The organism is Pseudoflavonifractor sp. 524-17, from assembly GCF_009935845.1.
GTDB lineage: Bacteria > Bacillota > Clostridia > Oscillospirales > Oscillospiraceae > Pseudoflavonifractor_A.
The window spans coordinates 68,333-90,512 of record NZ_QWEK01000015.1 but is presented as its reverse complement, the minus strand read 5'-3'; the positions used below and the strand labels follow the sequence as shown (position 1 = coordinate 90,512).

At 58.4% G+C, this 22,180-nt stretch carries 22 protein-coding genes, 1 riboswitch and 1 other annotated feature; of the genes, 19 read left to right on the top strand and 3 right to left on the bottom strand.

Going from position 1 to position 22,180, the window contains the following annotated elements:
- The first annotated feature begins 26 nt into the window (after positions 1-26).
- The 8 genes from dxs (at position 27) to D1159_RS06675 (ending at position 9,552) form a co-directional block, all read left to right on the top strand.
- Positions 27-1,895 carry a 1-deoxy-D-xylulose-5-phosphate synthase gene (gene dxs / locus D1159_RS06710; RefSeq protein WP_243152150.1) on the top strand — a complete coding sequence of 623 codons (1,869 nt, stop codon included), beginning with the start codon at positions 27-29 and terminating at the stop codon, positions 1,893-1,895.
- Positions 1,888-2,697 (top strand): TlyA family RNA methyltransferase, encoded by an 810-nt coding sequence (locus D1159_RS06705; RefSeq protein WP_161844905.1) that lies wholly within the window; start codon positions 1,888-1,890, stop codon positions 2,695-2,697. The genes dxs and D1159_RS06705 overlap by 8 nt, the downstream gene beginning before the upstream one ends.
- A complete protein-coding gene (locus tag D1159_RS06700) occupies positions 2,694-3,557 on the top strand; it encodes an NAD(+)/NADH kinase (protein ID WP_161844904.1) in 864 nt (287 codons plus the stop codon). The genes D1159_RS06705 and D1159_RS06700 overlap by 4 nt, the downstream gene beginning before the upstream one ends.
- Before the next feature lie 31 nt (positions 3,558-3,588).
- On the top strand, positions 3,589-4,041 hold the full coding sequence (locus tag D1159_RS06695) for an arginine repressor (protein WP_161844903.1): 453 nt from the start codon (positions 3,589-3,591) through the stop codon (positions 4,039-4,041).
- A 24-nt stretch (positions 4,042-4,065) separates the two neighbouring features.
- The gene (gene recN, locus D1159_RS06690) at positions 4,066-5,760 is read left to right on the top strand and encodes a DNA repair protein RecN (protein ID WP_161844902.1); all 1,695 of its coding nucleotides are present in this window, start codon (positions 4,066-4,068) and stop codon (positions 5,758-5,760) included.
- Positions 5,761-5,826: 66 nt separating this feature from the next.
- Positions 5,827-6,067: a binding site (T-box leader), on the top strand.
- Between the two features lie 54 nt (positions 6,068-6,121).
- Positions 6,122-6,985: an EamA family transporter gene (locus tag D1159_RS06685; protein ID WP_161844901.1), complete on the top strand. Its 864-nt coding sequence runs from the start codon at positions 6,122-6,124 to the stop codon at positions 6,983-6,985.
- A gap of 50 nt (positions 6,986-7,035) precedes the next feature.
- Complete coding sequence (gene tyrS, locus D1159_RS06680) at positions 7,036-8,259, top strand: tyrosine--tRNA ligase (RefSeq protein WP_161844900.1); 1,224 nt, start codon at positions 7,036-7,038, stop codon at positions 8,257-8,259.
- A gap of 102 nt (positions 8,260-8,361) precedes the next feature.
- The gene (locus D1159_RS06675; RefSeq protein ID WP_161844899.1) at positions 8,362-9,552 is read left to right on the top strand and encodes an AI-2E family transporter; all 1,191 of its coding nucleotides are present in this window, start codon (positions 8,362-8,364) and stop codon (positions 9,550-9,552) included.
- A gap of 60 nt (positions 9,553-9,612) precedes the next feature.
- Here the strand turns inward: D1159_RS06675 and dapB are convergent, their stop codons facing one another.
- The 3 genes from dapB to asd are packed head-to-tail and all read right to left on the bottom strand — an operon-like array spanning position 9,613 to position 12,385.
- Positions 9,613-10,377, bottom strand: coding sequence for a 4-hydroxy-tetrahydrodipicolinate reductase (gene dapB, locus D1159_RS06670; protein WP_161844898.1), 765 nt, complete (start codon positions 10,375-10,377; stop codon positions 9,613-9,615).
- A gap of 22 nt (positions 10,378-10,399) precedes the next feature.
- A complete protein-coding gene (dapA, locus tag D1159_RS06665; protein ID WP_161844897.1) occupies positions 10,400-11,293 on the bottom strand; it encodes a 4-hydroxy-tetrahydrodipicolinate synthase in 894 nt (297 codons plus the stop codon).
- Between the two features lie 3 nt (positions 11,294-11,296).
- Positions 11,297-12,385, bottom strand: a complete 1,089-nt coding sequence (asd, locus tag D1159_RS06660) for an aspartate-semialdehyde dehydrogenase (RefSeq protein WP_161844896.1) — start codon at positions 12,383-12,385, stop codon at positions 11,297-11,299.
- A 261-nt stretch (positions 12,386-12,646) separates the two neighbouring features.
- A riboswitch (Lysine riboswitch) is annotated at positions 12,647-12,829 on the bottom strand.
- A 115-nt stretch (positions 12,830-12,944) separates the two neighbouring features.
- Between asd and D1159_RS06655 the strand changes: the two genes are divergently transcribed.
- The 11 genes from D1159_RS06655 (at position 12,945) to D1159_RS06605 (ending at position 22,154) form a co-directional block, all read left to right on the top strand.
- Complete coding sequence (locus D1159_RS06655) at positions 12,945-14,594, top strand: SpoIID/LytB domain-containing protein (RefSeq protein ID WP_161844895.1); 1,650 nt, start codon at positions 12,945-12,947, stop codon at positions 14,592-14,594.
- Complete coding sequence (gene queA / locus D1159_RS06650) at positions 14,591-15,637, top strand: tRNA preQ1(34) S-adenosylmethionine ribosyltransferase-isomerase QueA (RefSeq protein WP_161844894.1); 1,047 nt, start codon at positions 14,591-14,593, stop codon at positions 15,635-15,637. Before D1159_RS06655 ends, queA begins: the two co-directional genes overlap by 4 nt.
- Complete coding sequence (locus D1159_RS06645) at positions 15,638-16,075, top strand: hypothetical protein (protein ID WP_161844893.1); 438 nt, start codon at positions 15,638-15,640, stop codon at positions 16,073-16,075.
- Positions 16,076-16,091: 16 nt separating this feature from the next.
- The gene (tgt, locus tag D1159_RS06640) at positions 16,092-17,222 is read left to right on the top strand and encodes a tRNA guanosine(34) transglycosylase Tgt (protein ID WP_161844892.1); all 1,131 of its coding nucleotides are present in this window, start codon (positions 16,092-16,094) and stop codon (positions 17,220-17,222) included.
- A 101-nt stretch (positions 17,223-17,323) separates the two neighbouring features.
- The gene (gene yajC, locus D1159_RS06635) at positions 17,324-17,647 is read left to right on the top strand and encodes a preprotein translocase subunit YajC (RefSeq protein ID WP_243152149.1); all 324 of its coding nucleotides are present in this window, start codon (positions 17,324-17,326) and stop codon (positions 17,645-17,647) included.
- Between the two features lie 129 nt (positions 17,648-17,776).
- The gene (locus tag D1159_RS06630) at positions 17,777-18,193 is read left to right on the top strand and encodes a TIGR04086 family membrane protein (RefSeq protein WP_161844891.1); all 417 of its coding nucleotides are present in this window, start codon (positions 17,777-17,779) and stop codon (positions 18,191-18,193) included.
- 64 nt (positions 18,194-18,257) lie between these two features.
- Positions 18,258-18,401: a six-cysteine ranthipeptide SCIFF gene (scfA, locus tag D1159_RS06625; RefSeq protein WP_161844890.1), complete on the top strand. Its 144-nt coding sequence runs from the start codon at positions 18,258-18,260 to the stop codon at positions 18,399-18,401.
- 106 nt (positions 18,402-18,507) lie between these two features.
- A complete protein-coding gene (gene scfB, locus D1159_RS06620) occupies positions 18,508-19,869 on the top strand; it encodes a thioether cross-link-forming SCIFF peptide maturase (protein ID WP_161844889.1) in 1,362 nt (453 codons plus the stop codon).
- A 321-nt stretch (positions 19,870-20,190) separates the two neighbouring features.
- Positions 20,191-20,814, top strand: a complete 624-nt coding sequence (locus D1159_RS06615; protein WP_243152148.1) for a stage II sporulation protein M — start codon at positions 20,191-20,193, stop codon at positions 20,812-20,814.
- Positions 20,815-20,839: 25 nt separating this feature from the next.
- Positions 20,840-21,718: a site-specific tyrosine recombinase XerD gene (xerD, locus tag D1159_RS06610; RefSeq protein WP_161844888.1), complete on the top strand. Its 879-nt coding sequence runs from the start codon at positions 20,840-20,842 to the stop codon at positions 21,716-21,718.
- Positions 21,687-22,154: a hypothetical protein gene (locus D1159_RS06605; protein WP_161844887.1), complete on the top strand. Its 468-nt coding sequence runs from the start codon at positions 21,687-21,689 to the stop codon at positions 22,152-22,154. The genes xerD and D1159_RS06605 overlap by 32 nt, the downstream gene beginning before the upstream one ends.
- The last annotated feature ends 26 nt before the right edge of the window (positions 22,155-22,180 follow it).

Below are 22,180 nucleotides of genomic sequence, written 5' to 3'. Positions count from 1 at the left end.
GCCCGGCTGTTTCGCAGAAGAAGCTTTTGGGAGATGGAGGCGTTGATATCATTACCATGGAGGAAACTTTTCCCGATCTGCATACAATGACAGACCGCGAGGCGGAGCTGCTGTGCGGCCGCCTGCGTTCCGAGCTGCTCCACACAGTGTCCCGCACCGGGGGGCATTTGGGCTCCAATCTGGGGGCGGTGGAGATTACCGTGGCCATTCACCGGGTGTTCGATACCAGCCGGGACCGGGTGGTCTTCGACGTGGGACACCAGTGCTATATCCATAAAATGCTCACTGGCCGTCGGGAGCAGATGGAGACGCTGCGGCAGTTCGGCGGTCTGGCAGGCTTTCCCAAGCCGTCAGAGAGTGTCCACGATGCTTTTGTAGCGGGCCACGCCTCCAACTCCGTGTCTGTGGCAGTGGGAATGGCCCGGGCCCGAACCCGGATGGGGGAGGACTACCACATCCTGGCCCTCATCGGCGACGGCGCACTCACCGGCGGACTGGCCTACGAGGGCCTGTCCGACGCGGGAAACAGCAAGGAGCCTATGATTGTCATTCTCAATGACAACGGCATGTCCATTACCAAAAACGTCGGGGGCGTGGCGGAGCATCTGGCCCGCCAGCGGCTGAAGCCCCAGTACCTACACTTCAAAAAGAGCTATCAGAAGGCTATGGCCGTCCTGCCTGGGGGGCGGCATGTCTACCGGGTGACCCACAAGCTGAAAAACGCCATCAAGGGTACGCTGCTGCCGTGCAGCATGTTTGAGGACATGGGTTTTACCTATCTGGGTCCGGTGGATGGACACGATGTAAAGCGGCTGACCCGGATGCTTCAGTATGCCAAGAATCTCAGCGGGCCGGTACTGCTTCACATTCGAACGGTGAAGGGGAAGGGATATCCCCCAGCGGAGCGCAATCCCGACCAGTTCCACGGGGTGAGCCGGTTTTGTATTGACACTGGAGCGCCTCTCCAGCCCGCCGGGGCGGACTTCTCCGACGCATTCGGGGCGGCCATGTGTACCCTGGCGGCGGAGGACCGGCGGGTGTGCGCCATCAGCGCGGCCATGGTGCCGGGGACTGGGCTGTCGGAGTTTTTTCAGCGTTACCCCGACCGGTCCTTTGATGTGGGCATTGCCGAGGGCCACGCCACGGCCATGGCGGCGGGGCTGGCCAAGCAGGGGATGCTTCCGGTCTTTGCGGTGTACGCCTCCTTTTTGCAGCGGACTTACGATATGTTGGTCCACGATGTGGGGATACAGGATCTCCATGTGGTATTCGGCGTGGACCGGGCCGGGTTGGTAGGGGCGGACGGAGAGACGCACCATGGGGCCTTCGACGCCGCCTTTCTGGATACGATCCCGGGGATGAAGGTATTCTGTCCCGCCAGCTTTGCGGAGGTGGGGACCATGCTGCGCCACGCCCTGTTTGCCTGTGACGGCCCGGTGGCCATTCGCTACCCCAGGGGGGGAGAGGGCAGATATCAGGGGGACGCCGGTGTGAAAAACTTGGTAATACGCCCAGGAGAGGATATCACATTGACTGGGTACGGTATTTTTCTGAACTATCTGCTGGAAACGGCGGACCGGTTGGCGGAAAAAGGTATCTCCGCAGAGGTTGTAAAGTTAGGATACATTACACCTTTGGACAGTACGGCGGTGGCGGAGTCTGTAAAACGGACCGGTCGCCTTCTGGTGGCGGAAGAGACTGTGGCATCTAACAGTGTGGGGCAGCGCTTGGCCGCAGATTTGCTCTGCCAGAGGATACCGGTAAGGGAAATTACTTTACAGAACATGGGGAATCGGTTTATTCCCCATGGGACGGCCCTGCAGCTCTATGCGCTGTGCGGCCTGAGCCCAGAGCAGCTGGCCAGCCGGGCGGAGGAGATGGTAAGACGTGGCTAAAAAACGGTTGGATGTCCTGCTCACTGAGCAGGGATATTTTGAAAGCCGCCAGAAGGCCCAGGCCACCATTATGAGTGGTCTGGTCTTTGTCAACGGCCAGCGGGTGGACAAATCGGGCGCCGCGGTGGCGGAGGACGCTGCTATTGAGGTGCGTGGCAAGGCCATCCCCTATGTGAGCCGGGGAGGCTTGAAGCTGGAAAAGGCCATGAAGGTCTTCCTGGTCTGTCTGGAGGGCAAGATCTGCGGGGATATCGGGGCATCCACAGGGGGATTTTCCGACTGTATGCTCCAAAACGGGGCGGCTAAGGTGTATGCGGTGGACACTGGTTACGGCAAGCTGGACTGGAAAATCCGCAGCGACCCCCGGGTGGTGCCCCTGGAGCGGACCAATGCCCGCTATCTCACCCATGAACAGATCCCGGATGAGCTGAATTTTGCGTCGGTGGATGTGTCCTTCATCTCTCTGCGGCTGATTCTCCCTGCGCTGCGGGGGGTGATGCGGGGGGACGGCCAGGTGGTCTGCTTGGTGAAACCCCAGTTTGAGGCCGGCCGGGAGAAGGTTGGGAAAAACGGGGTGGTCCGGGACCCAAAGGTCCACCTAGAGGTGCTGGAGCATTTTCTGGATCACGCCACCCAGGCTGGATTTACCGTGAGGGATATGACCTTTTCCCCCATCAAGGGGCCAGAGGGAAACATTGAATACTTGGGTTACCTATGGGCAGACAAGGCGGCGGCGTGGACCGGTGACTTAAAGACTTTGGTGGCCGAATCTCATCAGACGTTGGAGGCGAGCGGAGGGTGAAAATCGTATTGAGCCCCAATCCGTTTCGGGATAAGGGCCTGAAGGTGGCCCAGGCGGCGGCGCGGATCCTGAACAATGCGGGGGTAGAGACCAAGATCTGTCTGCCCTTCTCCGTAGAGGGAAGCGATCTCAAATTTCCCAAGCAGGTCTCCTGCTGCGATATGCACGAGGAACTGCGGGATGCGGATATTCTCGTCTGCTTTGGCGGGGACGGCACCATCCTCCACGCCGCTAAGGACGCCAACTCCTATGGAATCCCCATTTTGGGTGTGAATCTGGGCAGTGTGGGCTTTATGGCTGAGGTGGAGCAGAGTGAGCTGCCCCTGCTGTCCAAGCTGGCAGTGGGGAAGTATACGGTGGAGTCCCGTATGATGCTGTCGGTAGAGGTGCGCCGGGAGGGCCGGACGGTCTACTCGGATCTGGCCCTTAACGATGCGGTGATCACCAAAGGGGCGGTGGCCCGGGTGGTGGAAATTGAGGTAAAGAGCGACAAGGTGCCCATTACCGCTTTCTCTGGCGACGGCGTTATCATCAGTACCCCCACCGGATCCACTGCCTACTCCATGTCGGCGGGGGGGCCCATTGTGGAGCCTACAGCGGAGAATATCATCGTCACCCCCATCTGTCCCCATGTAGTCAACGCTAGGGCTTTTGTGCTGGATCACCGCAGGACGGTGTCGGTGCGGATGCGCTCCATGAGCCGCAAAACCGCGTATCTCTCGGTAGATGGCGGCAAGGCGTTCCGGCTGTGCGGCGGGGATGCGATGAACATACGGCAGTCTGAGACAAAGACACACCTGGTCCGTCTGACGGGCCGGAGCTTTTATGAGATTATGACACAGAAGCTGGGGCGGATGTAGGGCAGCCCGGGATCAGGCATGGGAGGTTTGTATGAAAGCCAAACGACAGCAGGAAATCCTGCGCATCATCAAGGAGCAGGATGTGGAGACCCAGGATCAGCTGCTTGCTGAGCTGAGCCGGCGGGGGGTCCAGTCCACCCAGGCCACCATTTCCCGGGATATCAAAGAGCTGCACCTGGTCAAGGAGCTGACGGGGTACGGCTACTACCGCTATGCGGTGTCGGAGCACAAGGTGTCCATGAATCTGGCCGGCCGGCTGCGTACTATTTTCAAAGAGAGCGTCACCTCTTTTGACTGGGCCCAAAATATTGTGGTGCTGCGCACCATGCCGGGGCTGGCCCCCGCGGCGGGCGCGGCCATTGACGGAATGGAGATTTCCGATCTGGTGGGCAGTCTGGCAGGAGATGATACCGCCATTCTCATTATGCGCTCCAACGAGGCCGCTGTAGATTTCTGTGAGGAAATCCATAAAATGTTAAAGTAATCCCTTCGTTTCTGGGAGGTAATTATGCTCTCATTTCTCCATATTGAGCAGATCGCCGTCATTGAGTCGGCGGATATCCAATTTGACGCCGGGTTCAACGTGTTGACCGGCGAGACCGGCGCCGGCAAGTCCATTGTGATTGACGCCATAGGCGCCATCATCGGCGGACGGACCAGCCGGGATTTGATCCGCACCGGGGCGAAGTCCGCCCAGGTAGAGGCGCAGTTTATTGACGTGCCCTCCTTGGACTGGTTTCAGGACAACGGGGTAGAGCAGGGGGAGGACGGGGTTCTCCTCATCCGCCGGGAGATCCAGGCGGACGGAAAAAACATCTGCCGCGTCAACGGCCGCCTGGTCAATGTGGGCCAGCTCCGGGCGCTGGGCCGTCAGCTGGTGAATATCCACGGCCAGCACGACGGCCAGCAGCTGCTGGACGAGAGCTGTCATCTGGACTATCTGGACAGCTTTGGGGAGACCGGTCCCCTGCGGGAGAAGTTTCAGGCCGCGTATCAAAAGCTCAGCGACCTGAAGCGGCAGATCAGCGCCCTTCAGATGGACGACGCGGAGAAATCCCGCCGGATTGACAGCCTCCAATTCCAAATTGAGGAGCTGGAGCGGGCCAAGCTGGAGCCGGGGGAGGAAGAGAGCCTCACTCAGCGCCGTACCCTGCTGCGCAATGGGGAAAAGCTGATTCGGGCGGTGGAGGAGGCCCATTTCGCTCTGTCTGGGGACGAGGATCGGGCGGGCGCCGCCGCCCTAGCCGCAGACGCTCAGGGGGCTCTGTCCGCCGTGGCGGGGATGAGCGACGCCATCTCTACCGTGTCCGACCGCTTGGCGGAGCTGTCCGCCCTAGCGGATGACGCGGCGGAGGCGGTGCGGGATCTGCGAGAGCAGTTTGACTTCGAGCCCGGGGAGCTGGATGAGATCGAGAGCCGGCTGGACGTGCTCTACCGGCTGAAAAAAAAGTACGGCTCCACTGTGGAGGAGATGCTGGATTACTTGGACAAGTGCCGGGGGGAGCTGGACGAGATTGCCTACTCCAGCGATACTATCGCCAAGCTGGAAAAGCAGTGTGCAGCCGCATTGGAGGAGGCCAGAGCCCAGGGGGAGCGGCTCTCCGCGGCCCGGCGGCAGGCGGGGGAAGCCCTGCAAAAGCGGATTCAGTCGGAGCTGAAGCAGCTTGATATGCCCAAGGTCCGCTTCCAGGCAGAGTTTAAGCCCAAGGGCGGTGAGCTGGCCATGGACGAGACCGGCATGGACGAGGTGCAGTTCCTTATGTCCGCCAACGTGGGGGAGGACTTGAAGCCCATTCAGCGCATTGCCTCTGGCGGTGAGCTGGCCCGGATTATGCTGGCGCTGAAAAACGTGCTGGCGGAGAACGATCAGGTGAGCACCTTGATCTTCGACGAGGTGGACACCGGTGTGTCCGGCCGCGCCGCCCAGAAGGTGGCGGAGAAGATGGCGGACGTGGCTCACGGCAGGCAGGTGCTGTGCGTCACCCATCTGCCCCAGATCGCCGCTATGGCGGATATCCATTTTTCTGTGGTTAAGGGGGAGCGAAAGGGAAGAACCTTTACAGACGTTGAACGGCTTAGCCGTCAGCGCCGGGTGGAGGAGCTGGCCCGCCTGACCGGCGGGGAACATATCACGCCCGCCATCCTGGCCGGCGCGGACGAGCTGCTCTCCGGCGGAGAGCGCTACCGGCACAGTTCCCTTTAGTGAAAAAGAAGCGGGCGGATTTTTTGGTTGACAAGATTGCCTGCATGTGCTAGAATCCCTCTTACGAACAACGCTGAGAGAAGGAAAAGTAGCTTTCTGTCCGCCTGCTCAGAGAGCCCCCAGCCTGGTGAAAGGGGGAGAGGCGGCGAAGTGCGAATACCCCTTGGAGCGGCCGCCTGAACCGAGTTGCAGTAGGGTGGGCCGGGTGCGCCCGTTATCGCGCCGCCGTGTGCCGGCACGGCCTGAGGTTCCCGCCGTAAGACGGGGATGAACCAGAGGTGGTACCACGTAGTTTTACGTCCTCTGTCCAAATGGACAGAGGACGTTTTTTTATAGGTGTCGCCTGGAGGAGGTAGTTTGATTGACAGAAAAGTGGGAGCGGCAGCGGGGAACTTTATGTGTCTTTCTGGCTGCGGCCCTGTACAGCATCGGCGGCCTGTGCATCAAGCTGATCCCATGGAGCGGCATGGCCATCAACGGCGGACGGAATGTGGTGGCGCTGATGGTAGTGGGGGGCTATCTCATCGCCACCCGCCACCGGCCCCAGATGAACCGTGGAGTGCTGTTGGGGGCAATCTGTATCTACGGCACCAATATTCTCTTTACCATTGCCAACAAACTGACCACGGCGGCTAACGTCATTGTACTCCAGTTCACCGCCCCTATTTTTGTGATTCTGCTCTCTGTCCTGTTTTGGAAAAAGCGGCCGGGAAAGCTGGATATCGGGGCGTGCGCCGTGGTATTTCTGGGGGTGCTGTGCTTTTTTGTGGAGAGTCTGGAGACCGGGGACATGGCGGGCAACTGTCTTGCCCTGCTGTCCGGACTGAGCTACGCGGGGGTATTTCTGCTTCAGGACATGCCGGGGTGCGACCCCATTTCGTCGGTGTTCTGGGGGGACGTGATCAGCGCGGTTACCGGGGCGCCATTTCTGCTGTTTGAGACGGAATTCACCCCCACCGCCCTCACCAGTCTGGTGGTTTTGGGCGCTTTCCAGGTGGGGCTGGCCTATGTTCTGCTGACCATCGGACTGAAGACCACTCCGCCAGTGACCGCCAGTCTGGTGTCCGGGATTGAACCAGTGCTCAACCCTATTCTGGTGGCGGTATTCTACCATGAGGCGGTGGATCCCCTGGCCATGGTAGGAGCGGTGATTGTCATCGGCGGCGTGGTGGGCTATAATGTGATCCGTGCCAGGACTGGTCAGGAAAGAGAAACGGTTTCCTGATGAAAATTGAACGAGGCATAGAGAAAATGAAGAGATAAGGAGACGATTCAATGACGATCTATGACGAACTGAAAGCCCGCGGCCTGATTGCCCAGGTCACCGATGAGGAGGAGATCAAGGAGCTCATCAACAACGGCAAGGCCACCTTTTATATTGGCTTTGATCCCACAGCGGACTCCCTGCACGTGGGCCACTTTATGGCACTGTGTTTGATGAAGCGCCTCCAGATGGCAGGCAACCGGCCCATCGCCCTTATCGGCGGCGGCACCAGTATGGTGGGCGACCCCTCCGGACGCACCGATATGCGCTCCATGATGACAGTAGAGACCATCCAGCACAACTGTGAGCGCTTCAAAGAGCAGATGAGCAGGTTCATCGACTTCTCCGAGGGGAAGGCCCTGATGCTCAACAATGCTGACTGGCTGACCCAGCTGAACTATATTGAGCTGCTGCGGGAAGTGGGGGCCTGCTTCTCCGTGAACAATATGCTGCGGGCGGAGTGTTACAAGCAGCGTATGGAGAAGGGGCTGTCCTTCCTGGAGTTCAACTATATGATTATGCAGTCCTACGACTTCTACCATATGTTCCAGACCGTAGGCTGCAATATGCAGTGCGGCGGCGACGACCAGTGGTCCAATATGCTGGGAGGCACCGAACTCATCCGCCGCAAGCTGGGTAAGGATGCCTACGCCATGACCATTACCCTGCTCCTCACCTCCGAGGGGAAGAAGATGGGTAAGACCCAGGCTGGAGCAGTGTGGCTGGATCCGGAAAAGACCTCCCCCTACGATTTCTACCAGTACTGGCGCAACGTGGATGATGCGGACGTGCTCAAGTGTCTGCGGATGCTTACCTTCCTGCCTCTGGAGCAGATTGACGAGATGGACCGGTGGGAGGGCGCCCAGCTCAATACCGCCAAAGAAATTCTGGCGTTTGAGTTGACCAAGCTGATCCACGGGGAGGAGGAGGCCGCCAAGGCCCAGAGCGCGGCCCAGGCCCTCTTCGCCGGGGGCAGCGACAAGAGCAACATGCCCTCCACCACGCTGACTGGGGAGGAGCTCACCGATGGGAGCATTGGTATCCTGGACTTGATGCTCAAATGCGGTCTGGTACCCTCCAAAAAGGAGGCCCGCCGTTTGATTGAGCAGGGGGGCGTAAGTGTCAACGGCGAAAAAATTTCCAGCGTAGACACCGCCTTCACTGCTCAGCAGCTCCAGGGAGAAGGCATTGAGATCAAGAAGGGAAAAAAGGTATACCACAGAGTCTCTCTGTAACCGCCGGGCTGTTTTTTCCAAAGGGCACTTGTGCCGCGCAATTTGCCGTGCTACAATAAAATTACCATACGGCCATAGCGCGATGGAAAGGCAGGGAATTACGTGAAGAAAAAAAAGTGGTTTATCCTGGATGAGCGTTCGGTCTCCAGCCTGCTGGTGCTGCTGATTGCGATCACATTCTACCTGGTGTTCACCCACTTCGGTATTGTGCGCAGAGTTGTATCTACGATTTTAAAGGTGCTCATGCCATTTATTGTTGGGTTTGCCATTGCCTACCTACTCAACGGGCCCACAAATTTCTTTGAGCATAAGGTTTTCACCAAGCTCAAATGCCGCCGGGGGCTGGCAGTGCTGGTGGTCTATGTACTGTTCATCGCGCTGCTGGCCATCCTGGTGATGCTGATCCTGCCCCAAGTGGCCAAAAGCGTAGTGTCTCTATACTGGATCATCCAGGGCTTTTTCCTAAATCTGAACAGCCTGCTGCAGCAGGTCTCCAGAGAGTTTAACATTGATCAGGCGATGATCAACAGCTTTCTGGACCAGTTTATGGCTTCCTACTCGGATATCATGAGCAAAGTATCCGATTTGGCCTCCAAGGCTATCCCACACATCCTCAGCATGGGGGTGGCGCTGGGCAGCGGGGTGGTGTCCGCGGTGATTTCTGCCATTACGGTTGTTATCTCCTCCATCTACATGCTCCTGGACAAGAACAGCCTGAGCCGGCAGTGCAAGGAGCTTGTTTACTCCATACTTCCCACGGGAAAGGCCAACCGGTTTATTAGTGTGTGCAGCCGGGCCAACGACATTTTCTCCGGCTTCATCAATGGCAAAATTCTGGACAGCGCCATTATGGGTGTGCTGTGTTTCGTCCTGACCAGTGTGCTGCGCATTGAATTTCCGGTACTTATCGGCGTGGTCATCGGTGTGACCAATATTATCCCCTTCTTCGGCCCCATCGTGGGGGCGGTGCCCTGCATCTTGATTCTGCTGATTGTAGACCCCTGGCAGGCACTGCGTTTCGCCGCGTTGGTGCTGGCTCTTCAGCAGTTTGACGGCAACATTCTTGGCCCCAAGATTTTGGGCAACAGCACTGGGATTTCTGCTTTCTGGGTGCTGGTGTCCATTGTAGTGGGAGGCGGACTATTTGGTTTTCCCGGGATGCTGCTGGGTGTGCCTACCTTCGCCGTGATCTACTCTCTGGTCGGGGAGTGGGTCCACAACCGGCTGACCAGCCGTGGCATAGAGGGAGCCGCAGAGCATAAAACGGAGACAGAGCAGTATCCAGGGGGATAAAAGAGGAGTAGAACAGCCCCCAGCCCTGCACATTTGCGCAGGGCTGGGGGCTGATTAGCGCTATTTGATCTCAGCTACCAGGTCGGACATGGAGTAGAGTCCCGGCTTGGAGACAGTGGTAAGAAAGCGGGCGGCCCGCACCGCGCCGGAAGCAAAAACCTCCCGGCCCATGGCGGAGTGACGCAGCTCGATGACCTCATCCCGTCCGGCGAAGATAATCTCGTGGTCGCCCACAATATTGCCGCCTCGGACGGCAGAGATGCCGATCTCCCGAGAGCCCCGCCGCTGGCGGACGGTGTGCCGGTCATAAACGTATTCCGCCTGATAGGGAAGGGCGGAGGCTGCGGCGCCGGCAATCATCAGGGCGGTGCCGCTGGGAGCGTCTACCTTGCGGTTGTGGTGGCGCTCCACAATTTCAATGTCAAATCGCTCCCCCAGGACAGCGGCAGCCCGGCGCACCAGATCCAACAGGACATTGATGCCCAGAGACATGTTGGCGGAGCGGAAAATAGGGATGCTTTGGGCGGCAGCGTCTATCTGGTCCAGCTGCTCCTGGGTATAGCCGGTGGTGGCCAAGACCAGAGGGATGGGACGGCTCTTTCCAAACTCCAGAAGGCCATCCAAGGCGGCGGGGGAGGAGAAATCAATCACGGCATCTGCCGCAACGGTGCAGGCGTTAGGGGCGGACCAGACGGGGAAGTCCTGGCCGCTCTGCCCCAGAAGGTCAAACCCGCCAACCACCTCAATGTCCGCCTCTGCGGCGCAGATGTCGGCCACCACCCGGCCCATATGGCCGTTGCAGCCGGAAATCAGAATCTTAACCATATTCAACGTCCTCCTCTGCCGGTCAGGGGAGCAGCTTCATCCGTGCCATAGCGGCCTTGAGGGTATCCAGATGGCTGTCAGAGATATCGCACAGAGGCAGACGAAGGCCACCTGCCTGGTAACCGGCCAGATTCATGGCTGCTTTGATGGGAATGGGGTTGACCTCAATGAAGAGGGCGTCAATGAGGTCCATATAGTCAATCTGGATCTTGGAAGCGGCTTCAAAATTATTTTCCAGGCACAGGTGGCTCATCTTTACCATGACCTCCGGTACCAAGTTGGAGGCCACCGAGATAACCCCCTTGGCGCCCAGGGCCATCATGGGAACCACTTGGTCGTCGTTGCCGGACCAGACGTAGAAATCGTCACTGCACAGATAGCGGGTATGAGCCAGAAGGGAGAAATTTCCGCTGGCCTCTTTCACGCCGTTGATTTTGGGGTTCTGGGACAGAACTTTATAGGTCTCAGCGGTAAAGGAGACGCCGGTGCGGCTGGGGACATTGTACAGGATAATGGGCAGCTCCACACGGTCGGCGATGTACTCATAGTGCTTGATGAGGCCGGCCTGGGTGGCCTTGTTGTAATAGGGCGTTACGTGGAGCAGGGCGTCGGCGCCGGAATCCTGGGCGTGCTGGGAGAGGTACACTGCGGCAGAGGTGTCGTTGCTGCCAGCGCCGGCGATGACCTTGACCCGGTGGTTCACGCGCTTGACGCAGAACTCTACAGCGGCCACGTGCTCCCGAATGGACATGGTAGCGCTCTCGCCGGTGGTGCCGCAGACACAGATGGCATCAATGCCCCGCTGAATCTGCTCGTCAATCAGCCGGCCGAAAGCATCGTAGTTGATGGCGCCGCTGTCGCTGAAGGGGGTGACAATGGCAGTGCAGGCGCCGGTAAAAATAGGCTGTCTAGACATGGACTACCTCCTTGTAATATAGCCCTCAGCGCACAGCAGCTCGGCCAGAAGGACCGCGCCGCCCGCCGCGCCGCGGAGGGTGTTGTGGGACAGGCAGACAAACTTATAATCGTACTGGGTATCGGGACGGAGCCGGCCCAGGCACACCGCCATGCCGTTCTCCGTCATCCGGTCTGGCTTGGTCTGGGGCCGGGCGGGATCGTCAAAGTAGTGGAGGAACTGCTTGGGAGCGGAGGGAAGCTCCAACTCTTGAGCGCGGCCGCGGAAGGAGGACCAGCACTCTTTGATCGCCTCCTCGCTGGGGCGGTTGTCAAAGCTGGCAAAGACGGCAGCCATGTGGCCGTCGGAGGCGGCTACCCGGAAGCACTGGGCGGTGATAGCGGGAGAGGAGGCGTTGACGATAACGCCGTTCTCCACCTTGCCCCACAGCTTGAGGGGCTCCCGCTCGCTCTTCTCCTCCTCGCCGCCGATGTAGGGGATGACGTTGTCCACCATCTCCGGCCAGGTGTCAAAGGTCTTGCCGGCGCCGGAGATGGCCTGATAAGTACACACCAAGGCCTTGCTCAGGCCAAATTTCTCCCGCAGGGGGTGCAGGGCGGGGACATAGCTCTGGAGGGAGCAGTTGGACTTGACGGCAATAAAGCCCCGGCTGGTACCCAGGCGCTTGCGCTGAGCGGGGATGACCTGGATGTGCTCCGGATTGATCTCCGGTACTACCATGGGTACGTCGTCCGTCCAGCGGTGGGCGGAGTTATTGGAGACCACGGGGCACTCATGCTTGGCGTACGCCTCCTCCAGGGCCTGGATCTCCTCTTTTTTCATATCCACAGCGGAAAAGACAAAGTCTACCATGGAGGCGATCTGCTCCACGTCGGTCTCCGCGTTGAGGACCACCAGCTTCTTAGCCTCCTCCGGCATGGGGGTGCCCATGGCCCAGCGGGAGCCGATGGCCTCTTCATACGTCTTTCCCGCAGAGCGGGGGCTGGCCGCGATGGCGGTGAGCTGGAACCAGGGATGGTTCTCCATCAATGTGACAAACCGCTGGCCCACCATGCCTGTGCCGCCAATCACGCCTACCCGATACTTTTCCATTTCAATGACCTCCTGTGTTATAGTCAACCCATATGAAAAGAATCAAATTTAATTTTTTTCACATGTGTGCGGTGTGTTTCGCCGCAGACAGCCGCACAGCGGCCCTGGGTTAGACTTCTGCTATACGGATTCTATGCCGCTTTTACAGGAAAAGAGTTTGTCCAAAGAGAGGAAAAAAAGAAATCAGCGGGTTTACACACCGGCTGATTTTGTACTATAATGTCAAAGACGCAGGTATACGCCCCTGTCCACCATATTCCAAACACAGACAGCGCCCCACCAGCCCGCAGCCGGTGACAGTCGCAGGGCTGTTCGCCCATGCGCCCAGGGGACCGACCTCCGGGGGAGGGTCCACTTCGGCGGCGTTCCCTTTTGCAAACGGATCTTGGGGCCCGCGGAGCCCTCACCGTGCTACTTTTGAAAACCGCAACCTCTATCCTGTAATTGATTGAAATAGTATCACACGAAGCCAACGGTGTCAATACGCTTTTCCAAAGTAAATTGTGACACTGACGACGATGCTAATTGCGACATGGAATGCAGCACAAAGGAGTCAGATATGAAAAGACGATGGATTAAACTGACAGCGCTATGTTTGGCGGGGGCGCTTGTCCTGCCTATGGGCGATACGGCCGCCGCCAGTCCGGGGGAGCCGGCGGTAAAAGTGGGACTGGCCTACGGCAGTTCCGCCCTCCCAGCGGCCAATCTGCTTAACAGCGAGGGGAGCGGATATCGCCTGGGGTATTTTGACAGCAACCACCAGTTCACCGAGTTGATGCGGACCCAGTCCACCGCAATCACTATGCTCAAAACCCAAAACCTCTATCTCTCCAACGGGAGCTACAGCGCCTCCCCAGGGGGGAGCGGTGTTGTGGGGTGCTATCATATCCAGCTGGGGATCTTTGGGGATATGGCCTCTGCACAGAGGGCAGCGGCAGCCTATTCCGGAGGCTTCCCGGCGTGGATTGACGGACAGTTTGAGGCGCGGGTAGGGGCTTACGCCACCCAGGGAGAGGCCCAGGCCGCGCAGTCCAGTCTGGGGCTGGGAGGAAGCAAGATTGTGGGGACCAGCACCGGGGGCATCAGCGTGGTGGAAACCGGAAGCACCCATGTTCTGTTTCAGTTTGATGGCAGCAGCGGGTATCTGGGGGTTATGCCGGACGTGACAGGGCACAGTGACCCCGTTACCTGGTTCAAGAACCGCAAATACTATGGCGGCTTTCGGTATGAGCGCATCAGCGGCGGGGATCTTACGGTGGTAAACGTCGTAGAGATGGAGGACTATATCCGCTGTGTTGTTACCTGGGAAATGTCAGCCGATTGGCCCAAAGAGGCCCTGAAGGCCCAGGCCTGCTGTGCCCGGACCTATGCGGCCCGTAATTATAACAGGCATAAATCCAGCCATTTTGATGTGTGCAGCGAGGTTCACTGCCAGGCCTACCACGGAACCGAAAGATTGACCAGCAATAGCATCGCGGCGGCGGCGGAGTGTGAGGGAATGTATATCACTTACAACGGCGCCCTTGTCGAGGCGGTATACTCCTCCCACAACGGCGGCGCCTCAGAGAGTGCGGAGAACGTCTGGACCAGCGCCATTCCTTACCTTATCGGCAAGATCGATCCCTACGAGGCGGTGGTGGCGTCCAGGGTGCCCAACTATAATTGGAACGTCACCTTTACCGCCCAGGAGCTGGCGTCCAAGCTGCGTGCCAAGGGAGTCATGTGCGGGGAGATTGTGGATTTCCGCATCAGCGAGACTACGCCCACAGGAAATGTAAAGGCAGTTACTTTTACAGATTCGGCAGGGAAGAGCTGGACCTATTATAAAGAGAATGTGCGCCTGCTCCTGGGGACGCGCTCCAACCGATTCACCATCAACGAAGGCGGTGTGTCCAGCGGCGTGTATGTCAACGGCGGGGACAGAATGGACAGCGTCAGCGGCCTGTACGCCATCGACGGGGATGGGAATGTGGACCCCCTCAGCGGCGTCAGCGCTCCCTATGTCATCACCAGCGGCGGCGTCAGCCAGCTTAGCCCGTCCACCGCGCCGGTTACTGGCGGAAGTGGATCTTATGTGGTCAGCGGCAGCGGCTGGGGGCACAATGTGGGTATGAGCCAGTACGGCGCAATGGCCATGGCGGAGGCCGGTTATACTTATGATCAGATCCTGAAATTTTACTTTACAGGAGTGGAGATAGAGAGACGATGAAGACAGCCGACTTTGATTTTGAACTGCCGGAGGAGCTGATTGCCCAGACCCCATTGGAGCAGCGGGATACCTCACGGATGCTGGTGCTGGATAAGAACACCGGATGCAGGAAGCACCTGCATTTCTATGATCTGCCCAAGCTGCTAAAGCCGGGGGACTGCCTGGTACTCAACGACTCTCGGGTGCTGCCTGCCCGGCTGCTGGGTCGTCGGACGCCTGGGGGCGGGGCGGCGGAGGTCCTCCTTCTGGCGGATCGGGGGGAGAAGGTATGGGAGTGCCTGGTGCGGCCGGGGCGCAGAATCCGCACGGGGACAGCGCTCTCCTTTGGGGACGGCCTGCTTACCGCCCAGGTGGAGCAGGTGCTGGACAACGGCAACCGGCTGGTCCGCTTCCGCTATGAGGGGATCTTTTTAGAGCTGCTGGAGCGGCTGGGCAAGATGCCCCTGCCCCCCTATATCAAGGCGGAGCTGCGCGATCCTGAGCGGTATCAGACGGTGTACTCCAGAGAGGTGGGATCCGCCGCGGCCCCCACCGCCGGGCTCCACTTTACCAAAGACCTGCTGGCGGAGATCCAGGCCATGGGGGTGCGGGTGTGCTATGTCACCCTCCACGTGGGCTTGGGCACCTTCCGCCCGGTGAAGGAGGAGGAGATCACCGACCACGAGATGCACTCGGAGTTCTGCTCCATCCCGGCGGAGACCGCAGACACCATCAACCGCACCAAGGCGGAGGGGGGGAGGGTCATCTGCGTGGGCACCACCTCCTGCCGCACCATTGAGAGCTGGGCGGCGGAGGACGGCACCATGAGGGAGACCTCCGGCTGGACCAATATCTTTATCTATCCCGGCTACCGCTTCAAGGTGCTGGACGGGCTGATCACCAATTTCCACCTCCCTCAGTCCACATTGATCATGCTGGTGTCCGCCCTGGCGGGGCGGGAGCACGTTCTGTCCGCCTATGAGGAGGCGGTGCGTGAGAACTACCGGTTTTTCTCCTTTGGAGACGCCATGATGATCGCCGATTTTGAGGAGGGAACCGTCTGAATGAACATCCGATGGAATACCCTGTGGCGGGTGCCGGTCTTCTGCGTGATCGCAAGCTGGGTCAGCTTTATGATCATGGTTTATATGGGCGGTTTTTTCTATGCTGATCCCGTTCGCAGCGCCATTTTCGATGGGGCGGTGTTTCTGATCATTCTGCTGATAGGGGGGCTGCTGTGCTTCCGTTCCATGACCAGGGCGGAAATTGCCGTCTCCGCCGGGATCATCTCCTCCATTTACCTGGCAGTGGCCCTGGCGCAGCTGTATGTGCCGGGTTTTCCGGTATCACTCAGCGTCACGTTGGCCAGATTTCGGAATTGGACGTCGATTGTGGCTGCTGCGCTGGCTAATTTGATAAATTCGCCTCTTATTTCTATAACAGCGGCCAGTTTTGTGCCCTTTCTGTTTGTCCCGTTTGGGAGAAAACAGACCAACCAGTGACAGAAGGAGTTTTTGCGTGTTTGAAGTAATCAAAATCGAAGGGAAAGCCAGGCGAGGTGTGTTTCAGTGCTCCCACGGCACAGTGCAGACGCCGGTATTTATGAATGTGGGCACTCAGGGAGCCATCAAGGGGGCGGTATCCGCCCTGGACCTGAAGGAGATCGGCTGTCAGGTGGAGCTGAGCAACACCTATCACCTCCATCTGCGGCCTGGCGACGATGTGGTGCGGGCCATGGGGGGGCTGCACGAGTTTATGGGCTGGGACGGCCCCATTTTGACCGATTCCGGTGGCTTTCAGGTCTTTTCCCTGTCCGGCCTGCGGAAGATCAAAGAGGATGGGGTTACCTTCGCCTCTCATATCGATGGCCGGCGCATTTTTATGGGGCCGGAGGAGTCCATGCGCATCCAGTCCAACCTGGGCAGCGACATTGCCATGGCCTTTGACGAGTGCGTGGAAAATCCGGCGGAGTATGACTACGCCAAGCAGTCCTGCGAGCGCACCCTGCGCTGGCTGGAGCGGTGCAAGGCGGAGCACGACCGGCTCAACGCCCTGCCGGACACCATAAATCCCCATCAGCTCCTCTTTGGCATCAACCAGGGGGCCACCTACGAGGATCTGCGGATCTGGCACATGAGGGAGACCGCCAAGATTGACTGCGACGGGTACGCTATCGGCGGTCTGGCGGTGGGGGAGCCCACCCAGGTGATGTACGATATCATCGACGCGGTAGAGCCCCATATGCCCAAGGAGAAGCCCCGCTACCTGATGGGGGTGGGCACCCCCTCCAACATCATCGAGGCGGTGGCCCGGGGGGTGGACTTCTTCGACTGCGTCATGCCCGCCCGCAACGCCCGCCACGGGAAGCTCTACACCTGGCAGGGGTCCATCAACATCAAAAACGAGAAGTACAAGACGGACGGGGGACCCATTGACTCCGCCTGCGGCTGTCCCGCCTGCCGGCTGGCCTCCCGGGGGTACCTGCGCCACCTGTTCGCCGCGGGGGAGATGCTGGCCATGCGCTTGGCGGTGCTGCACAACCTGTATTTCTACAACACTTTGATGGCGCGCATCCGCGCCGCTCTGGAGGAGGGACGCTTCGCCCAGTTCCGAGCGGAATACAGCGAAACGCTGGACCGGAGGCTGTAGTAGGCACACCTTGCATAAAAATTGCCAAAAAGGCTTGTCAAACCCGCTGGGGTGATTTATAATACTTCTTACGACTTTATGGTTTGGAGGAGATTATTTTGATGGGTATGGGCAATCTGGTGCTGACCGCGGAAGCCGGGAGCATGGACCTGATAAGCATGTTGGTGCCTTTTATCATCCTGATTGCAATATTCTATTTCCTGATGATCCGGCCGGAGAACAAAAAGAAGAAGGCCATGGACAAGATGCGCAGCGAGTTGGCGGTGGGGGACGTGATTACCACCATCGGCGGCATTGTGGGCACCATCTGCGCCGTCAAGGAGGAGACCATCGTCCTGGAGACCGGCGCGGACCGGGTGCGGGTGGAGTTTACCAAGTGGGCCGTGTCCAGCAAGGGCAAGCAGGCGGGTGAGACCACGAAATAGGGACCCAAATCCGGCGATTCCAATGACTGGTACAGTCATGCCCCGGACGGGTTTTCCCCGTCCGGGGCATGACCAACACCCTCCCCACATAAGATTCCAACAGGAACTTGTGAAGGGAGGGCATTTCTTATGCCGAAAAAGGAAGAGGAGCAGGGCGCAAAGGTGGTACGCTATCTCACCGGAATTCTGCTGGGGGGCATGGTGGCCTTTGCAGTCAGCCTGGTACTGCTGTTCGGCGCGTCGCTGCTGGTGTCCAGTGGCCGAATCGCGGAGGAGCGGATGGGACAGGTGACGGTGGCGGCCTGCGTCATCGGCGCCTTTTGCGGCGGTATATTCGCGGTTCGCCAGTGTCAAGTGCGGGCCTTGGCGGTGGGATTGGCCACAGGAGGCGTGTTCTTCCTGCTGCTGCTCACCATTGGGGTTGTGGCCTTTCAGGCGGTACCCCAGGAGAACGGATTTGTACTGCTTCTGGGATGCCTGTGCGGCGGCGCGGCGGCGGGGCTGCTGTGCCGGATGGCAAAGCCAAAGAAAAAGCGTCGAAAGTAATTGAAATTTTTCCGGCGCTGTGGTATACTCTTACCACTATTCTTACATGGGAGGGAACAGAAGAATGAAGCATGTCAAGACGCTCAACGGCGCGACGTTGAAGAACAGCGCCGCTCACGGCGGCTGCGGCGAGTGCCAGACCTCTTGCCAGTCCGCCTGTAAGACCTCTTGCACCGTGGCGAATCAGAAGTGCGAGAACTGCAAGTAAAGAGGCAAACCAATGGAATGGACTGAAAGGGTGGGGCTTCCCACCCTTTTTCCTTTGACCGCCCGCAAGCGGAAAGAGCACACTGTTTTTGGAGGATGAGAGAACCATGGTACATACCTTTGAGGCCCTGGGGGTCCATATCGCCGTAGATGTAAACAGCGGCGCCGTTCATGTGATTGACAAGATGACGCGCAGACTACTGGAACATATTGTTCCGCCGATGGGGGAACACTGTCCCAAAGAAATCGGGGACAAGCTGCGGGAGTATAATGCTGGGGCGCTGGAAGAGGCTTGGCAGGAGCTGCGGGGGCTGGCAGATGAGGGCCTGCTCTTTACAGAGGACGACTACATCGACCGGGAGAAGGCGGCCTCTATGCAGCAGTCTGCGCTGGTGAAGGCGCTGTGCCTCCACGTCTCCCACGACTGCAACCTACGCTGCAAGTACTGCTTTGCCTCCACCGGCGACTTCGGAACCGGCCGCCGGATGACTATGGATGTGGAGATGGCAAGGAAGGCCATTGACTTTGTGGTGGAAAAGTCCGGCCATCGCCGCAACATTGAGGTAGATTTCTTTGGGGGCGAGCCTCTGATGGCTATGGAGACAGTGAAGGAGACGGTGGCCTACGCCCGCTCCATTGAAAAAGAGAAGGGGAAGTCTTTCCGCTTCACCATTACCACTAATGGCATCTTGCTCAACGATGAGAACATCGAATACATCAACCGGGAGATGTCCAACGCGGTTCTCTCTCTGGACGGCCGGAAGGAAGTCAACGACGATCTGCGCCCTACAGTAAACGGGAAGGGGAGCTACGACGTTATCGTGCCCAAATTCAAAAAGCTCATCGAGGGCCGGGGCACCAAAGACTACTACCTTCGAGGCACCTTTACCCGGTTCCACCCCGATTTTGCCGAGGATGTGAAGGCGCTGGCGGAGGTGGGAAAAAATATCTCCGTGGAGCCAGTGGTGGGGAAGCGGGAGGACCCCTATGCCCTTCAGGAGGAGGACCTGCCGGCGCTGGAGGCGGAGTATGAGCGCCTGGCTCAGTATCTGCGAAACCACCTGGAGATCAATTTCTTCCACTTCAATGTGGATCTGGCCCAGGGGCCCTGTGTGATCAAACGGCTGCGGGGATGTGGGGCCGGCTGTGAATACGTGGCCATCACGCCGGAAGGGGATATCTACCCCTGCCACCAGTTTGTGGGCAACGATGCGTACAAGCTGGGCAGCCTGGACGACGGTTCCTTTGATATGGAGCTGTCCGGCAAGTTTGCCGCACTGAATATCTATACCCGAGAGGAATGCCGGACCTGCTGGGCCCGGTTCTATTGCAGCGGTGGGTGCAGCGCCTCCAATCTGCTGGTTAATGACGATATCCGCCAGCCCCACCGGGTGGGCTGTGAGCTGGAGCGCAAGCGCCTGGAGTGTGCTATCGCCCTGCGGGCCATCGCCGCCGGCATGGCAGAGTAGAATACACGCTGTTGTTATACAAATAGCTATCAAAGAACGCGCCTACTCAATACACTAGATATAGCGGTGTACAGTTTGTATACCGCTATATCTTTTTAATTTCAGCAATAAAAAACTGGCCGCCAGGCGTCGCAATCACTTAATTTACATAATATTGTTTACATAATAAGTTGGCGTAATGCACAAATATTCCTGGTTTTCATGGTTCGCTCTTGCGATTCACCGCTGTATGGATTATATTATAAGAATAACTACAATTTGTTTTGCCTGTCCATTCTAAACGCCTGTCCGGCGACATAAAATGGACTGAGGTGAGACGGAATGCGCAAACCCATCAAACGGGTCCTCAAGGGGATGGATCGCAGCGCCGCCACCGCGCTGGCGGTATTGTCCGCCGCTTTCTTTGGGGGCGGATTGCTGGGATGTGTCTTGGCTGCGGGGATGGACAGCGGCGGCGACAGCTTGGCGGATTACTTACGGCAGTTTTTATCTTTGGCAGGAGAGCAGGCGCCGCCTCTGGCGGGTGTGGTGTGGGATAGTGTGCGCTGGCCGCTGTTGGTGTTCAGTCTTGGATTTACCACGCTGGGTCTGCTGGGCATCCCGCTGGCGTTTGCGGTGCGGGGGTTTTTACTCTCTTTCTCCATTGCGTCCTTTGTGCGGAGCTTTGGGGAGCGGGGAGAGATTCTTGCGGCGCTGCTGTTTGGTGTGTCTGGCATATTGGCTACGCCGGTTTTGTTTGTGCTCGGTGTCCAAGGATTGACCGCCTCCCGCTGTCTGGCCTCAAGAGTACTGGGGGATGGCCGGTGGATCCGCCCTTACGACAGGGGCTATTTTTTCCGCTGCGGGCTGTGCGCCGCAGTGCTGTGTGTGTGTATTTTTTTGGAATATGCGCTGATTCCCGCCCTGGTGCGGCAGGCGGCGCAGACGATCCAGCTATCCGCGTGATTCCAGAGAAAAAGGAAGTCGGACTATGGAGTATTACCAGGCATATGAGCAATATCTGACCAAGGAGCGGAAGGTGGCGGCCAACACGGCCAGCTCCTATCTGCGGGATGTACGTCAGTTTCTGCGCTGGCTGGAGCGGGAAGGGTTTTGGGCCGATCAGGTGTGCCGGGCCCAGGTTGAACAGTACCTCCATGCCCTCTCCCTCCAGGGGAAGTCAGCTGCCACGTCTACCCGCTGTCTGGCCTCTCTGAAATCCTTTTACACCTTTCTGATGCGGCAGGGGGCGGTGGATGAAAATCCTGCCTGCGGGCTGACCTGTGTCCGGGTAGAGCGAAAACTTCCTCAGATTTTGACCAGCAAAGAGGTTGAGCTCTTTTTAGAGCAGCCAGACCCCGCGGAGCCAAAGGGCTGCCGGGATCGAGCCATGCTGGAGCTGCTCTATGCCACCGGCATTCGGGTCAGCGAACTGATTGGCCTGAATCTGGAGCATATCAACCTCAGCGCCGGCTTTATCCGCTGCGCCGGGCGGGACAAAGAGCGTATCATCCCCCTGTACCTGGCGGCGATCCGCGCCATGTCGGACTACCTGGAGCATGTGCGCCCTCACATGCTGGAGCATGCGGATGAGCGGGCGGTTTTCGTCAACATGAGCGGGGAACGGATGAGCCGTCAGGGGTTTTGGAAGATCATCAAGCACTATCAGGAGCGTGCGGGGATTCAAAAGGAAATCACGCCCCACACCCTGCGCCACTCCTTTGCCGCGCACCTGCTGGAGAATGGGGCGGATCTGCGCTCCATTCAGGAGATGTTGGGCCACGCAGATATCTCCTCCACGCAGATCTACGCCCAGATTGTCAGCCAGAAGCTGAAGGATGTCTATCATAAAGCCCACCCCAGGGCATGACGAGGACAGCGGCCCAATGACCCCGGAACAATTTGCCCTTCGGCTGGGGGAGCGGTTTCCGGAAAAGCGCCGCACCTTACTGAACCACGTTCAGGCGTACCGCAGACTGGCCGGCCATGTGTTTTTTGCGGAGGAGATCAATACACCGCTGCTTGCCCTTTTGGAAGAGGAGGAAGATATTGGGGCAATCCAGTGGTACTGTATGTTGATTGAGAAGATGTGGTTTCAGGGAGATACGGATGCAAAGAATATTGTGGAAGTGACCATTATTGAGCGGCTGTCAGACGATCCCGCCCTCTGGCTCCGATTTGGACAGTATATTTCGAAGGAGTTTCGCTGGGCAGTAAACGACAAAATATTGCCCATGCTGGCCTTGAATATTCCAAAGCTGCCTACTGATGGATGGCAAAAAAAGCGCCCCAGGAACAGGAAATGACAGAGCGCCATTATCAGACCATAAAA

What these genes read in the sequence shown, in the direction of transcription:
- D1159_RS06695 (WP_161844903.1), top strand. Translation starts at nt 3,589, where the DNA reads ATGAAAGCCAAACGACAGCAGGAAATCCTGCGCATCATCAAGGAGCAG.
- D1159_RS06615 (WP_243152148.1), top strand. Translation starts at nt 20,191, where the DNA reads ATGCGCAAACCCATCAAACGGGTCCTCAAGGGGATGGATCGCAGCGCC.
- xerD (WP_161844888.1), top strand. Translation starts at nt 20,840, where the DNA reads ATGGAGTATTACCAGGCATATGAGCAATATCTGACCAAGGAGCGGAAG.
- scfA (WP_161844890.1), top strand. Translation starts at nt 18,258, where the DNA reads ATGAAGCATGTCAAGACGCTCAACGGCGCGACGTTGAAGAACAGCGCC.
- dapB (WP_161844898.1), bottom strand. Translation starts at nt 10,377, where the DNA reads ATGGTTAAGATTCTGATTTCCGGCTGCAACGGCCATATGGGCCGGGTG.
- queA (WP_161844894.1), top strand. Translation starts at nt 14,591, where the DNA reads ATGAAGACAGCCGACTTTGATTTTGAACTGCCGGAGGAGCTGATTGCC.
- D1159_RS06655 (WP_161844895.1), top strand. Translation starts at nt 12,945, where the DNA reads ATGAAAAGACGATGGATTAAACTGACAGCGCTATGTTTGGCGGGGGCG.
- yajC (WP_243152149.1), top strand. Translation starts at nt 17,324, where the DNA reads ATGGGTATGGGCAATCTGGTGCTGACCGCGGAAGCCGGGAGCATGGAC.
- scfB (WP_161844889.1), top strand. Translation starts at nt 18,508, where the DNA reads ATGGTACATACCTTTGAGGCCCTGGGGGTCCATATCGCCGTAGATGTA.
- dapA (WP_161844897.1), bottom strand. Translation starts at nt 11,293, where the DNA reads ATGTCTAGACAGCCTATTTTTACCGGCGCCTGCACTGCCATTGTCACC.
- D1159_RS06645 (WP_161844893.1), top strand. Translation starts at nt 15,638, where the DNA reads ATGAACATCCGATGGAATACCCTGTGGCGGGTGCCGGTCTTCTGCGTG.
- tyrS (WP_161844900.1), top strand. Translation starts at nt 7,036, where the DNA reads ATGACGATCTATGACGAACTGAAAGCCCGCGGCCTGATTGCCCAGGTC.
- recN (WP_161844902.1), top strand. Translation starts at nt 4,066, where the DNA reads ATGCTCTCATTTCTCCATATTGAGCAGATCGCCGTCATTGAGTCGGCG.
- D1159_RS06605 (WP_161844887.1), top strand. Translation starts at nt 21,687, where the DNA reads ATGTCTATCATAAAGCCCACCCCAGGGCATGACGAGGACAGCGGCCCA.
- asd (WP_161844896.1), bottom strand. Translation starts at nt 12,385, where the DNA reads ATGGAAAAGTATCGGGTAGGCGTGATTGGCGGCACAGGCATGGTGGGC.
- D1159_RS06630 (WP_161844891.1), top strand. Translation starts at nt 17,777, where the DNA reads ATGCCGAAAAAGGAAGAGGAGCAGGGCGCAAAGGTGGTACGCTATCTC.